Source organism: Streptomyces sp. yr375 (assembly GCF_900110755.1).
Lineage (GTDB): Bacteria > Actinomycetota > Actinomycetes > Streptomycetales > Streptomycetaceae > Streptomyces.
Genome location: NZ_FOFF01000008.1, coordinates 167,193 through 180,483 on the forward strand (window position 1 = coordinate 167,193; position 13,291 = coordinate 180,483).

A 13,291-nucleotide genomic window follows, 5' to 3' on the forward strand; every position below is an offset into this window, starting at 1 on the left:
GGCCGCGGCCCGGTTGTGCGGGAGTCGTCACACGGCGGGACCTGCGGCCCGGCCTGCGCGGAACTCCGCTGCTCCTCGCGGGGATTCGGTTATCCACAGGCAACCCATTGCCCAGTTCTGGCCAGTAATCTCGGCGTTCATGGAGCAGAGGCATCTCGGCCGCACCGGCCTGCGTGTGTCCCGCATCGGGCTCGGCACCCTGACCTGGGGCCGTGACACCGACGAGCACGACGCCGCGGACGTCATGAAGACGTTCTGGGAGGCGGGCGGGACCCTCGTCGACACGGCCGACGTGTACGGCGACGGGGACGCCGAGTACCTGCTCGGGCGGCTCATAGACGGCCTGGTGCCGCGCCGGGACCTGATCATCTCGACCAAGGCGGGCAGCGTGCCCGACCCGGACCGCCGCTTCGACGGCTCGCGGGGCCACCTCCTGGCCGCCCTCGACGCCTCGCTGGCCCGGCTCGGCACGGACTACGTCGACCTGTGGCAGGTGCACGCCTTCGACCCGGACACCCCGCTGGAGGAGACGCTTCAGGCCCTCGACATCGCTGTCGCCAGTGGCCGCGCGCGGTACGCCGGGGTCGCCGACTTCTGCGGCTGGCAGCTCGCCAAGGCGGCGACCTGGCAGCTCGCCGCGCCGGGCACCCGGACGCGGCTGGCGGCGACCCAGATGGAGTACTCGCTGCTGCAGCGCGGCATCGAGCGCGAGGTGCTGCCGGCCGCGCTGGACCTGGGCATCGGCCTGCTGCCCTCCTCCCCGCTGGGGCGCGGCGTCCTCACCGGAAAGTACCGGGGCGACGCCCTGCCGCCCGACTCACGCGGTGCCTCGGAGCACTTCGGGCTCTTCGTCGAGCCGTACCTCGACGACACCGCGAGCCGCATCGTGGACGCCGTGTCGACCGCCGCGGACGGGCTCGCGGTGACCCCGCTCCAGGTCGCCCTGGCCTGGGTGCGCGACCGGCCCGGCGTGGCCGCCCCGATCGTCGGCGCGCGCAACGCGCTGCAGCTCACGGGGGCATTGTCAGTGGAGGCCCTTAGTCTTCCTGACGAGATCTGCCGGGCCCTCGATGACGTGTCGGCGCCCGTGCACCGCTATCCCGATCACGACTGGAGCACGCTGTGAGCACGGACCCGGTCCCCCCGCAGAACACGGAGCACGCCGATCCGGCGAAGCCGGGGACCACCGGCGAACCGCCTGCCACCGAGCCCGAGGCCACGGAGGGCGGCGGCGAGGGTGTGAGCGCTGACGCGGAAACTCCCGCCGTGCAAGCCGCAGAAGCAGCAGAAGCCGCGGAAGCCGCCGCGCAGCTCTCCGAGGCTCAGGCCGAGCTTGCCGCGCAGAAGTTGGAGCGGGAGCGGATCGAGCGGCGCAAGGCCGAGAAGGCTGCGCCCATCGCCGCCGGGGCCAAGCTCAGCGGGACGGCCGCCGACCTGCTGGCGGCCGTCCGCGCCGTGGAGGGCGGCACGAAGCCCCCCGCCGCCGTCTTCGCACCGGACCCCGCCCCGCGCTGCCCGGCCCCTGAGCCGGCCCGGCGTCCGCAGCCGGTGGCCGCCGCACCCGCGCCCGCCACGGACACCGTCGACGGCATGCGACGCGTGCTGGCCGACGGCGGCGCGCCCGAGACGCTCGCGCCGCAGACCGCCGCCGCGCTCGGCGAGAGCGCCGAGGACGTGCTGCGCGCGGACCCGTGGCACCTGCTGCGCGTCCCCGGCGTACGGCCCGAGCAGGCCGACGGGTTCGCGCGGGCGCTGCTCGGCCCGGAGTGCGCCCCCGACGACGAGCGGCGCGGCCGCGCGGTGACGGTCTGGCTGCTGGAGCAGGCCGCCCTCGCCGGGCACACCGCCCTGGAGCTGCCGACGCTCACCGCGGCTCTCGGCAGGCAGGCCGTGCCGGACGCGGACGCCGCCGTGCAGGACACGCTGGCCGAGGGCGAGGCCCTCGTCTTCCAGGACGCTCTGGACACCCCCGGAGCCGGACAGCCGCCTGCGGCCACCACAGGGAACGGCGAAGAGGGCGGCGAAGAGGGCGAGGAGGCCCGGCCGGTGCGTGTCCTGGTCGGTCTGGAGCGGTACGCGCTCGCGGAGGAGAGCCTCGCCGACGCGCTGGCCCGCGTGGTCAACTCGCTGGCCAAGGACGCCTCCGCGCCGTGGGAGTCGGCGACGGCCGCCGCGTCCGGCAGCACGGCCGAGCTGATCCGCGCCGTCGCCGGGCACGGCCTGGTGCTGCACACCGGCGGCGAGACCGCCCGCGCCGAACCGGCGGCCCTGCTCACCGCGGCCCGGGCCCTGGGCGTGCGCACCGTCGCTGCCTGCCACACGCCGGACGGCCGACGCCGGTTCGCGGCGCTCCTCGACGAGGCGGACACGGACGGGGAGGGGGCCGGGAACGGGAACGGGGACGGTGCCGTCGTGACCGTCGCCGGTCTCCTCGCCGGTGCCGAGGGTCCCGGGCGGGACGCCGACGGGGCCTTCGCCCTCGACCTGCTGGTCGTGCTGGACGCGCCGCATCTGGACGTGGAGAGCGCCGCGATGCTCGCGGAGTCGCTGCCCGACGGGGCGCGGCTGGTGCTCAGCGGGGATCCGGCGGTGCTGTGGTCGGCCGGTCCCGGCCGGGTCTTCGCCGACCTGCTCGCGGCCCGCGTGTGCCCGCAGGTCGCCTCGCGCACGCCCGACCCGGGACCGCTCGGCGAGCTGGTCTCCGGCGTCGGCATCGGTGAGCTGAACCAGGTCGACGCGCCCGGCAAGGAGATCGTGATCGTGCCGGTGCGGGACGCGGGCGAGGCCGTGCACAGGACCGTGCAGCTCGTCGCCGACTCGGTGCCGCGGGCCTTCGGGATCCCGCCCGAGGAGACGGTGGTGATCACCCCGGGTCACGGCGGCGCGGCCGGCACGCGCGCGCTGAACGCCGCCCTCAAGGAACGGCTGAATCCGGGCCCCGGCCGCTTCGGCGGCTTCGACCCCGGCGACCGGGTCGCCTACTCCCCCGTGCCGGGCCGTACGGTGCCGGGCCGGGTGGTGAGGGCCGACGCGGAGGGGCTGCACCTGACGTGCGCGGACGCCTCCGTGGTCGTACCGAGGGAGCGGGTGGAGCAGGCCGTGCGGCACGGGTGGGCGCTGACCGCGCACCAGGCGGTGGGCAGCCGGTGGCCCGCGGCGGTCGTGGTGTTGCCCGGGGACGCCGCGCAGGCCCTCTCCCGCCCCTGGGTGTACACGGCCTTCGGCCGGGCGGAGCGCCATCTGTCCGTGGTGCACGGCGTCGACCAGGCCCTGCCGAAGGCCGTCGCCGAGGTATCGGCCAAACCCCGCACGACCCGGCTGCCGACGCTGCTGCGCGCCCAGGTCCCGGCGGTGGACACACCCTGACGCGAACGGCGGCGGTCACGAGGGTCTCCCCCACGTGACCGCCGCCGTCAAGAACGTCCGGAAATCACCGGCCGGCGGCCCTGTCGGCTAGCGGTCCGCGTCCAGTGGCTCCAGGTCCTCGTCCTCGATGTCGTCCACGAGATCCCCGTCGCCGTCCTCGTCGTCGTCGCCCTCGCCGTCGTCCTCGATGTCGTCGAAGACCGAGCTCACGTCGAAGCGGCAGACCACCCGGCCGGGATCGGCCTGGTCGAACGGGGTCTCCAGCCACTCGCCCGGGTCGGCCGGTTCCTCGGCGGCCAGCACCCACAGCGTGGAGTCGCCCTCCTCGAGGCCGAACTCCTTGTGCCGGGAGGCGATCTCGTCCGCCTCGAACTCGCCGAACAGGATGCCCAGCGCCCCGTGCACGGTGGCCGAGACCTCCGCGCCCGCTCCCCCGTCGTCCGCCGCCTCGACCCGCTGGGCCTGCGCCATCAGCCGCTGTGGCTCCGCGACGGCGTAGTCGCGGCGGATCAGCACGCTCAGCGCGTTCGGCTCCTCGGGGCCCTCGTACGGCGGCAGGGAGTCCTCCGCGCCGGGGATCTCGAAGGGCGTGACCTCGTCGTAGCGGTCGTAGAGCAGTTCGTCGTAGACCTCGGCGGCCGCCGCCAGCTCGTTGAACGCCTCGTAGACGGCCGGGTCGTCCTCACCCGTCCTGCGTTCGACCGCGGCCAGGTGGCGGTCGAGCGCGGTCTTGACCGCCTCGGCGGCGGCTCGTACCTCGGCAGCGGTGGGCTGCGCAGCATCAGACATAGTGCAGACGCTATCCGTACCGGGCCCCAGCCCGCACAATAGATGCGATGCCGGAATACGAATTTGTCGACGTCTACGTACCGCGCGGGGTCTCCCGCACCGAGGCGACGCGACTGCTGACCGACCATGCCGAGTACGGACACTGGGAGTTGGACCGCCTGAGCCTGCTGCGTGACGGCAGCCGCCGGGTGCGGTTGCGCCGGCGCATCATCCGCCAGGTGCGTGCCACGTGGTGAGGTGAGACGACGGAAACGGAGCGGGCCCCGCCGCGGCGGGGCCCGCTCCGTCGTGTGCGGTGCCCGGGAGGGTTACGCGGAGGCGCGTGCCTTGCGGTAGAGCACCGCGCCCGCGAGCAGCGCGCCCGCGCCGGCCGGCAGGGCGAGGCCGATCGGCAGCTCGCTGCCGGTGTGCGCAAGTTGCGCCGGGACCGCCGCGTTGGCCGCGGGCCGGTGCGCGGAGGAGGCGCCGGCGGGCGTCACGTGGCCCGGGGTGGCCGGCGTGCCCTCGGGTCCCGACGGGCTGGACTGTCCGTGCTCGCCCGGCTTGCCGGGGCCCTGCTCACCGGGCTTGCCCGGCGTCTCGTGGCCCCGCGACGGGGGCGTGTGCATGCCGGAACCGCTGTCGTTGGCGCAGTCGTTGCCCATCGCCGGGTTGAGGATCCCGACGACGTCGACGCTGTTGCCGCACACGTTCACCGGCACGTCGATCGGTGCCTGGACGTGGTTGCCGGAGCCGACACCGGGCGATCCGCCGGTGTGCCCGCCCGCGTGCGCGCCCCCGGAGCCCCCGTGCGCGCCGGAGCCGCCCTGGCCCGCGCCGTGGCTGGCGCCCTGGTTCCCACCGTGGCTGCCGCCGTGGCTGCCGGTCTGGCCGCCACCGCCTCCCCGGTGCTCGCCGTAGCCGCCCGACGACGCGCCGCCGCCCTTGTTGGCGCACGAGTTGCCGAAGGACGGGTTGAGCGCCCCGACGACGTCGACGGTGTTGCCGCAGACGTTGACGGGAACGTTGACGGGCGCCTGCACCGAGTTGCCCGACAGGACGCCGGGCGAGTCCGAGGCGGAGCCGTGCGCGCCGGAGTCGGCGTGCGCGTAGCCGCCGGCGGCGGCGATCACCCCCGTCGCCGCCGCCACGGTCATAAGGCTTTTGCGGGTGACCTGTCGCATTGCTGAATCCCTGCTTTCGATCTCATCACTCGTCCCGAAACCCGTCCCGAATTCCTCGCACCATTCGCGCTGTTCGAATTCTTCAGACTCTTCGGGCTCTCGACTTCTTCGGTTCTTCCTGCGGAAAACGACCGGTCGGCCCCGGAGCGCAGGGCGTGCGCTCCGGGGCCGACGGTGTGAGACGACCCCTCAGCGGGTCGACGTCACTTGTTGATGCAGGTGTTGCCGAAGGCGGGGTTCAGCAGCCCGATCACCGAGATCGTGTTGCCGCAGACGTTCACCGGGACGTGCACCGGGACCTGGACGACGTTGCCGGACAGGACACCCGGGGAGTGCACCGCGGCACCCTGGGCACCGGCGTCGGCGACAGCCAGGCCCGCACCCGCGAGAACCAGACCACCAGTGGCAGCCGCAGCGGCGACGACCTTCTTGATCATTATTCCTCCTTGTAGGCAAAGCGATCCCAAGCAGCGGATCGCATCACCAGTAACGAGGCGGAATTAATGAGGCTACGCGTTTATCGTCGCATTCACTCTTCCCAGTCACGTCCGCACAAGCGCCCGATTTCCTCCGTCCCGCGAGGTCTGATCTCAACGGAATAATTACGGACAATTCAGGACGCGTCGATGAAGCGGTCGAGCACCCGCACCCCGAACCGCAGGCCGTCCACCGGGACCCGCTCGTCGACACCGTGGAACATCCCGGCGAAGTCCAGCTCCGGGGGAAGCTTCAGCGGGGCGAAGCCGAAGCCGCGGATGCCGAGGTCGTCGAAGGACTTGGCGTCCGTGCCGCCGGACAGCATGTAGGGGATGGCCTTCGCGGTCGGGTCCTCGGCGAGCAGCGCGGACTGCATGGCCTCGACGAGCGGCCCGTCGAAGGACGTCTCCAGCGCCTTGTCGGAGTGCACGTCCTCGCGGCGCACCTTCGGGCCGAGGATCCGGTCGAGGTCGGCGAGGAACTCGTCCTCGTGGCCGGGCAGGAACCGTCCGTCGACGTGCGCGGTGGCCTCGCCCGGGATGACGTTGACCTTGTAGCCCGCGCCGAGCTGGGTCGGGTTGGCCGTGTTGCTGAGGGTCGCGCCGATCAGCTTGGCGATGCCGCCGAGCCGGGCGAGCGTCGCCTGCATGTCCTCGGGGTCCAGCTCGGTGCCGAGGGCGTCGCCGAGCTCGTCGAGGAAGGCGCGGGTCGTCTTGGTGACGCGCACCGGGAAGGTGTGCCTGCCAAGCCGGGCGACCGCCTCGGACAGCTCGGTGATCGCGTTGTCCCGGTGGATCATCGAGCCGTGTCCTGCGGTGCCGGCGACGGTGAGCTTCATCCAGTGCATGCCCTTCTCGGCCGTCTGGATCAGGTAGAGCCGCCGCTCCTCGCTCACGGTGAACGAGAACCCGCCCACCTCGCTGATCGCCTCGGTGACGCCCTCGAACAGGTCCGGGTGGTTGTCGACGAGGTGCCGCGCGCCGTACGTGCCGCCGGCCTCCTCGTCGGCCAGGAAGGCGAGGACGATGTCGCGCGGCGGCCTGCGCCCGCTGCGCAGCCGGTCGCGGACGACCGCCAGCGTCATCGCGTCCATGTCCTTCATGTCGACCGCGCCCCGGCCCCACACGCACCCGTCGGCGACCTCGCCGGAGAAGGGGTGGTGGGTCCAGTCGGCCGCGTTGGCCGGGACGACGTCGAGGTGGCCGTGGATGAGCAGCGCGGGCCGGGACGGGTCCTCGCCCGCGATCCGGGCCACGGTGGAGGCGCGGCCCGGGTGCGACTCGTAGATCTTCGGTTCGAGGCCCACCTCGGCGAGCTTCTCGGCGACCCACTCGGCCGCCTTGCGCTCGCCGGGACCCGAGTGGTCGCCGTAGTTGCTGGTGTCGATCCGGATCAGCTCGCTGCAGAGGTCCACGACCTCGTCCTCGCCGGTGACGCTCCTGGCCGTGTCGTCCGTCGCGCTCACGCTGCTTCCTCCCGCTGTCGCTGCCGCTGGTCCTCCTGCTCCTCCCCATCCTCCCTCCCCCCGCGCCGCCGCCCAAGACCGATCCCGGCCCGTCACACGCCGTTCACGCCGGACGCGGCCGCCGGGCGGGCGTCCGCCGGTGATCCGCGGGTGATCGGGCACCCCGGAAAGCCTGGTAATGTTTACGTCGTCGCCGCGGGGGAAACCCCGCACGACAGACACCTTGTCCGGGTGGCGGAATGGCAGACGCGCTAGCTTGAGGTGCTAGTGCCCTTTATCGGGCGTGGGGGTTCAAGTCCCCCCTCGGACACAGAACCAGAGAGGGTGGTTCCGGCCAATCGGCCGGGGCCACCCTCTCTGGCGTGTCGGGCGTGTCGGGCGTGTCGGGCGTGTCGGGCGAGCCGGGCGGCGGCGGGGCCCCGGCGCACCGGGCGGCCTCGCGGTGATGTGGGGCACGTCTCGTCGCCGTATTGATCATGCAGGTCAGAGCAATGCCGGGCGACTACCCTTGATCCTCGGACGGCCGTCCCGGGTGGCCGACGGGGGGCGGTGACACTAGCGTCGTACTAAAATTTCCGGCTTGTTACGGAGCTGGACCGGACAACCCCAGGCAGACCTGCGGGCCCGCCGGCGCCCCGGAGGCTTCCGGGATCGAGACGCGAGGACCGATGGCAGCCACACACGAGAGCAGCGCTCTCGGCCTGCTCGACGAAGAAATCCGCGCACAACTCGGTGACAGGGCACGTTTCTCCGGGGGCCCCGCCGCCTCTCCGCGCACCCTGGTGGACATCTTCGACGCGTCCGTGCGGTCGTACCCGGACGAGCTCGCGCTGGACGACGGCACGACCACCCTCACCTACCGCGCCCTCGCCGTCGAGGTGGAGCACCTGCGGCGTCGGCTCGCCGCCGCCGGGGTCGGTCTCGGCGACCGGGTGGGCGTCCGGGTCCCGTCCGGCACCAACGACCTCTATATGGCGATCCTGGCCGTCCTCGCCGTCGGCGCGGCCTACGTCCCGGTGGACGCCGAGGACCCCGACGAGCGGGCCGAGCTGGTGTTCGGGGAGGCCGAGGTGCGGGCCGTCGTCGGCGCCGGGCACTCGATCACCGTGCACGGCGACGGCGCCTCCGAAGCGGTCGCCGGGCGGCCCGGTCCCGAGCACGACGCGTGGATCATCTTCACGTCCGGTTCCACCGGCAGGCCCAAGGGCGTCGCCGTCTCCCACCGCAGCGCCGCCGCCTTCGTGGACGCCGAGGCCGCGCTGTTCCTCACCGAGGAGCCGATCGGGCCCATAGACCGGGTCATGGCCGGGCTGTCGGTGGCCTTCGACGCCTCCTGCGAGGAGATGTGGCTCGCCTGGCGCTACGGGGCCTGCCTGGTGCCCGTGCCGCGCTCGCAGGTCAGGAGCGGCGCCGATCTCGGGCCGTGGCTGGTCGAGCAGGAGATCACCGTCGTCTCGACCGTGCCGACGCTGGCCGCGCTCTGGGAGCCCGAGACCCTCAACGACGTACGGCTGCTGATCTTCGGCGGTGAGGCCTGCCCGCCCGAGCTGGTGCAGCGGCTGGTCACGGAGGGGCGGGAGGTCTGGAACACGTACGGACCGACCGAGGCGACCGTGGTCGCCTGTGCCTCGCTGATGTCCGGCGAGGAGCCGGTCCGGATCGGGCTGCCGCTGAAGGGCTGGGAACTGGCCGTCGTGGACGACGCCGGGGAGCCCGTGCCGATGGGCGGCAGCGGACAACTGGTCATCGGGGGCGTGGGCCTCGCGCGGTATCTCGACGCCGAGAAGGACGCGGAGAAGTACGCGCCGCTGACCTCGCTGGGCTGGGAGCGGGCGTACCGCAGCGGTGACCTGGTGCGCGCCGACGCCGAGGGGCTCGTCTTCCTCGGCCGCGCCGACGAGCAGATCAAGCTCGGCGGGCGGCGCATCGAGCTGGGCGAGGTGGACTCGGCGCTCCAGGCGCTGCCCGGGGTGGCGGGGGCCGCCGCGGCCGTACGGACCGCGCGCAGCGGCAATCAGCTTCTGGTCGGGTATGTGGTCACGCAGGACGGCTGGGACCAGGCGGCGGCCGTGGAGCGGCTGCGCGCCGAGCTGCCGGCGGCCCTGGTGCCGCTGCTCGCGCCCGTCGCGGACCTGCCGACGCGGACGTCCGGGAAGGTCGACCGCAACGCCCTGCCGTGGCCCCTGGAGGGCCTGGAGACGGGCGGCCCGGCCGAGCAGCTCTACGGCACCGAGGCGTGGCTCGCCGAGCAGTGGACGGAGGTCCTCGGCATCCCCGTGGGCAGCGCCCGCGACGACTTCTTCGCGATCGGCGGCAGCAGTCTCGCCGCCGCCCAGCTCACCACGCGGCTGCGCACCCGCTATCCGAGCGCGGCCGTCCTCGACATCTACCAGCAGCCCACCCTGCGCAAGCTGGCCCGGCACCTGGAGGAGTCCGCGCAGGACGACGGGTCGGTCCGGGTCATCGCCCCGGTGCCGCTGCGCGCCAAGATCATCCAGCTTCTGGTGCTCGTCCCGCTGTTCACGCTGCTGGGACTGCGCTGGACCGTGCCGCTGACCCTGCTCGGGAACCTGCTGCCCGGGTACGGCTGGCTGCCGACCGCGCCCTGGTGGCTGGTCGGGTCCGGCGCGCTGCTGCTGTTCAGCCCGCCCGGCCGGCTCGCGATCGGCGCGGGCGGGGCGCGGCTGCTGCTGCGCGGGGTGCAGCCGGGGCGGTACGCGCGCGGTGGCGGCGTGCATCTGCGGCTGTGGACGGCGGAGCGGCTGACCGAGTTCTGCGGGGCGACCTCGCTGACCGGGTCCTGGCTGACGCGGTACGCGCGGGCGCTGGGCGCCAAGGTCGGGCCGGACGTGGATCTGCACTCGCTGCCGCCGGTCACCGGTCTGCTGAAGCTGGGCCGGGGCGCGGCCGTGGAGTCCGAGGTGGACCTGTCGGGCCACTGGCTGGACGGTGACCGGCTGGAGATCGGCCAGGTCAAGGTGGGTGCGCACGCCGTGGTCGGCACGCGCAGCATGCTGTTCCCGGGCGCCCGGGTGGGCAAGCGGGCCGAGGTGGCGCCGGGTTCGGCGGTCACCGGTCAGGTGCCCACCGGGCAGCGGTGGGCGGGCGCGCCCGCGGTCAAGCTCGGCAAGGCCAAGCACAACTGGCCCAAGGAGCGGCCGGCCCGGGGCACGTACTGGCGGGTCATGTACGGCCTGACGGGTTTCGCGCTGACCTCGCTGCCGGTGCTGGCGGCGGGCGCCGCCCTGCTGGTGGCGAGCCTGTTCGTGGCCCCGGGCGACGGGCTGGGCGAGGCCCTGCGGGGCGCAGCGCTGGCGCTGGTGCCGGCGACGCTCGCCTTCGGTCTCGCGTACGCGGTGGTGCTGCTGGTCGCCGTACGGCTGCTGAGCCTCGGGCTGCGTGAGGGCACGCATCCGACGCACAGCGGGATCGGCTGGCAGGCGTGGACCGTCACGCAGCTCATGGACCGCTCGCGGGAGACCCTCTTCCCGCTGTACGCGGGGCTGGTCACGCCGGTGTGGCTGCGGCTGCTCGGGATGCGGATCGGCAAGGGTGCCGAGGTGTCGACCGTCCTCGCGCTGCCCAGCCTGACCACGGTCGGCGAGGGCGCGTTCCTGGCCGACGACACGCTGACCGCGCCGTACGAGCTGGGTGGCGGCTGGATGCGGATCGGGCGCGCGGAGATCGGGCGGCGGGCGTTCCTCGGCAACTCGGGGATGACCGCGCCGGGGCGCAGCGTGCCGGACGGCGGGCTGGTGGGCGTGTTGTCGGCGACGCCGAAGAAGGCGAAGAAGGGCAGCTCCTACCTGGGGCTGCCGCCGGTGAAGCTGCCGCGGAACACGTCCGGCGGCGACCAGAGCCGGACCTACGAGCCGCCCGCGCGGCTGCTGTGGGCGCGCGCCCTGGTGGAGCTGTGCCGGATCGTGCCGGTGTTCTGCTCGGCGGGGCTGGCCGTGCTGACGGTGGCGGCGCTGTGCGCGCTGGGCGGGTGGGCGCCGCTGCTGTCCGGGCCGGTGCTGCTCGCGGCGGGGGCGGCGGGCGCGCTGCTCTCGGTCGTCGCCAAGTGGCTGCTCGTGGGGCGCCACCGCAGCGGTGAGCATCCGCTGTGGAGCTCCTTCGTGTGGCGCAACGAGCTGGCGGACACCTTCGTCGAGGTGGTGGCCGTGCCGTGGCTGGCGGGCGCGGTGCCCGGTACGCCGGTGCTGACGGCGTGGCTGCGCGGGCTCGGGGCGCGGATCGGCCGGGGCACGTGGGTGGAGAGCTACTGGCTGCCGGAGTCGGACCTCGTGACGCTGGAGGACGCGGCGACGGTGAACCGGGGGTGCGTCCTGCAGACTCACCTCTTCCACGACCGGATCTTGCGGACGGATACTGTTGTTCTCCGTGCGGGCGCCACGCTGGGCCCGGGCGGGATCGTGCTGCCCGGCAGCACGATCGGGGCCCGTACGACCCTGGGTCCCGCGTCGCTCGTCATGGCCGCGGAGTCCGTCCCGGACGACACCCGCTGGCTCGGCAACCCGATCGAGGCATGGCGTCCCTGAGGGCGGGCCGCCTGGAGTCGGCGGGCGGTGCGCCGACGACGGGTGGTTCGAGTACAGGTCAGGGAGCGGACGGGGTAGTGGCACTTCAGCAGGCGGTAGGTCCGGACCCGTACTTTCCGGGCAACGGTGACTCCCGGTACCGGGTGCACCGCTACGAGCTCGCGCTGGACTACCGGCCCGGGCCGAACCGGCTGTCGGGGACGGCGCGGATCAACGCGATCGCCGGGCGGTCGCCGCTCACCGAATTCCAGCTCAACCTGGCCGACTTCAAGATCGGCCGGATCCGGGTGGACGGACGGCAGCCGCACTACACACACCGCGGCGGCAGACTGCGCATACGTCCGGCCAAGCCGATCCGCGCCGGGGCCGCCTTCACCGTGGAGGTGCACTGGTCGGGCAACCCCAAGCCGGTCAACAGCCCGTGGGGCGGGATCGGTTGGGAGGAGCTGGGGGACGGGGCGCTGGTCGCGAGCCAGCCGGTCGGGGCGCCGTCCTGGTACCCGTGCAACGACCGGCCGGCGGACAAGGCGTCGTATCTGATCTCGATCACCTGCCCGTCGTCGTACTCGGTGGTGGCGGGCGGCCGGCTGCTGACGCGGACCACGAAGGCGTCGACGACCACGTGGGTGTACGAGCAGGCGGCGCCGACGTCGAGTTATCTGGTCGGGCTGTCGATCGGCAAGTACCAGACGGTCCTGCTGGGCGATCCGGGGCTGGGCGGTGTGCCGCAGCACGGGCATCTGCCGGCGCATCTGCTCGCGGAGTTCTCGCGGGACTTCGCGCGCCAGCCCGGCATGATGCATCTCTTCCAACAGCTCTTCGGCCCCTACCCGTTCGACGAGTACGCGGTGGTGGTGACGGAGGAGGAGCTCGATGTCCCCGTCGAGGCACAGGGGTTGTCGCTGTTCGGCGCCAACCATGTGGACGGGGCGCGGGGTTCGGAGCGGCTCGTGGCGCACGAGCTGGCGCACCAGTGGTTCGGCAACAGTGTGTCCATCGCCGACTGGCGGCACATCTGGCTGAACGAGGGGTTCGCCAAGTACGCGGAGTGGCTGTGGTCGGAGCGGTCGGGGGGCCGCAGCGCGCAGCAACTGGCCACCATCGCCCACCGGTTGCTGTCCGCGCAGCCGCAGGACCTGCGGCTCGCCGACCCCGGCCGCAAGTCGATGTTCGACGACCGGCTCTACGAGCGCGGCGGCCTCACCGTGCACGCGCTGCGCTGCGCGCTGGGCGACGAGGCGTTCTTCCGGATGCTGCGCGCCTGGCTCGCCCTGCACCGCAACGGCGCGGTGACGACGTCGACGTTCACCGCCCACGCGGCCCGGTTCGCGCGGGAACCGCTGGACGACTTCTTCGAGGCGTGGGTGTACCAGGGGGCGCTGCCGCCGATGCCGCTCCCGTCGGCACCACGGGGCGCGGAGTCGGCGTAGCGGTCCACTGCCTGCGGGGCACAGGGCACGGCGAGGTGGTGGGCCGGGCAGAATGGGGCC

9 protein-coding genes and 1 tRNA gene are annotated in these 13,291 nt (G+C 73.4%); 6 read left to right on the forward strand and 4 right to left on the reverse strand.

The genetic code is table 11. The features are described 5' to 3' along the window. Positions 1-139: 139 nt before the first annotated feature. Both BMZ82_RS11745 and BMZ82_RS11750 read left to right on the forward strand, forming a co-directional pair. Positions 140-1,126 (forward strand): aldo/keto reductase, encoded by a 987-nt coding sequence (locus tag BMZ82_RS11745; RefSeq protein WP_093774579.1) that lies wholly within the window; start codon positions 140-142, stop codon positions 1,124-1,126. Continuing rightward, on the forward strand, positions 1,123-3,366 hold the full coding sequence (locus tag BMZ82_RS11750; protein WP_093774581.1) for a helix-hairpin-helix domain-containing protein: 2,244 nt from the start codon (positions 1,123-1,125) through the stop codon (positions 3,364-3,366). The genes BMZ82_RS11745 and BMZ82_RS11750 overlap by 4 nt, the downstream gene beginning before the upstream one ends. 87 nt (positions 3,367-3,453) lie before the next feature. Here BMZ82_RS11750 and BMZ82_RS11755 read toward each other — a convergent pair whose 3' ends face one another. Next, positions 3,454-4,155 carry a hypothetical protein gene (locus BMZ82_RS11755; protein ID WP_093774583.1) on the reverse strand — a complete coding sequence of 234 codons (702 nt, stop codon included), beginning with the start codon at positions 4,153-4,155 and terminating at the stop codon, positions 3,454-3,456. Positions 4,156-4,202: 47 nt separating this feature from the next. On the opposite strand from BMZ82_RS11755, the gene BMZ82_RS11760 reads away from it, so the two are divergent. Beyond that, positions 4,203-4,391 (forward strand): DUF5703 family protein, encoded by a 189-nt coding sequence (locus tag BMZ82_RS11760; RefSeq protein ID WP_093774585.1) that lies wholly within the window; start codon positions 4,203-4,205, stop codon positions 4,389-4,391. 72 nt (positions 4,392-4,463) lie between these two features. Here the strand turns inward: BMZ82_RS11760 and BMZ82_RS42515 are convergent, their stop codons facing one another. The 3 genes from BMZ82_RS42515 to BMZ82_RS11775 form a co-directional block, all read right to left on the reverse strand. Next, on the reverse strand, positions 4,464-5,318 hold the full coding sequence (locus BMZ82_RS42515; RefSeq protein WP_093774587.1) for a chaplin: 855 nt from the start codon (positions 5,316-5,318) through the stop codon (positions 4,464-4,466). A gap of 203 nt (positions 5,319-5,521) precedes the next feature. Then, positions 5,522-5,755 (reverse strand): chaplin ChpH, encoded by a 234-nt coding sequence (gene chpH, locus BMZ82_RS11770; protein ID WP_093774589.1) that lies wholly within the window; start codon positions 5,753-5,755, stop codon positions 5,522-5,524. A gap of 176 nt (positions 5,756-5,931) precedes the next feature. Next, entirely contained in the window at positions 5,932-7,260 is a 1,329-nt protein-coding gene (locus BMZ82_RS11775; RefSeq protein ID WP_093774591.1) for a M20/M25/M40 family metallo-hydrolase, read from the reverse strand. Positions 7,261-7,485: 225 nt separating this feature from the next. On the opposite strand from BMZ82_RS11775, the gene BMZ82_RS11780 reads away from it, so the two are divergent. From BMZ82_RS11780 to BMZ82_RS11790, 3 genes are all read left to right on the forward strand, one after another. Then, positions 7,486-7,570: transfer RNA gene (locus tag BMZ82_RS11780), tRNA-Leu, on the forward strand. 358 nt (positions 7,571-7,928) lie between these two features. After that, the gene (locus BMZ82_RS11785; protein ID WP_093774593.1) at positions 7,929-11,801 is read left to right on the forward strand and encodes a Pls/PosA family non-ribosomal peptide synthetase; all 3,873 of its coding nucleotides are present in this window, start codon (positions 7,929-7,931) and stop codon (positions 11,799-11,801) included. 77 nt (positions 11,802-11,878) lie between these two features. Then, entirely contained in the window at positions 11,879-13,231 is a 1,353-nt protein-coding gene (locus BMZ82_RS11790) for a M1 family metallopeptidase (RefSeq protein ID WP_093774595.1), read from the forward strand. The last annotated feature ends 60 nt before the right edge of the window (positions 13,232-13,291 follow it).

Coding starts and splice junctions, on each gene's coding strand:
- BMZ82_RS11745 (WP_093774579.1), top strand. CDS start 140: ATGGAGCAGAGGCATCTCGGCCGCACCGGCCTGCGTGTGTCCCGCATC.
- BMZ82_RS11755 (WP_093774583.1), bottom strand. CDS start 4,155: ATGTCTGATGCTGCGCAGCCCACCGCTGCCGAGGTACGAGCCGCCGCC.
- BMZ82_RS11760 (WP_093774585.1), top strand. CDS start 4,203: ATGCCGGAATACGAATTTGTCGACGTCTACGTACCGCGCGGGGTCTCC.
- BMZ82_RS42515 (WP_093774587.1), bottom strand. CDS start 5,318: ATGCGACAGGTCACCCGCAAAAGCCTTATGACCGTGGCGGCGGCGACG.
- chpH (WP_093774589.1), bottom strand. CDS start 5,755: ATGATCAAGAAGGTCGTCGCCGCTGCGGCTGCCACTGGTGGTCTGGTT.
- BMZ82_RS11785 (WP_093774593.1), top strand. CDS start 7,929: ATGGCAGCCACACACGAGAGCAGCGCTCTCGGCCTGCTCGACGAAGAA.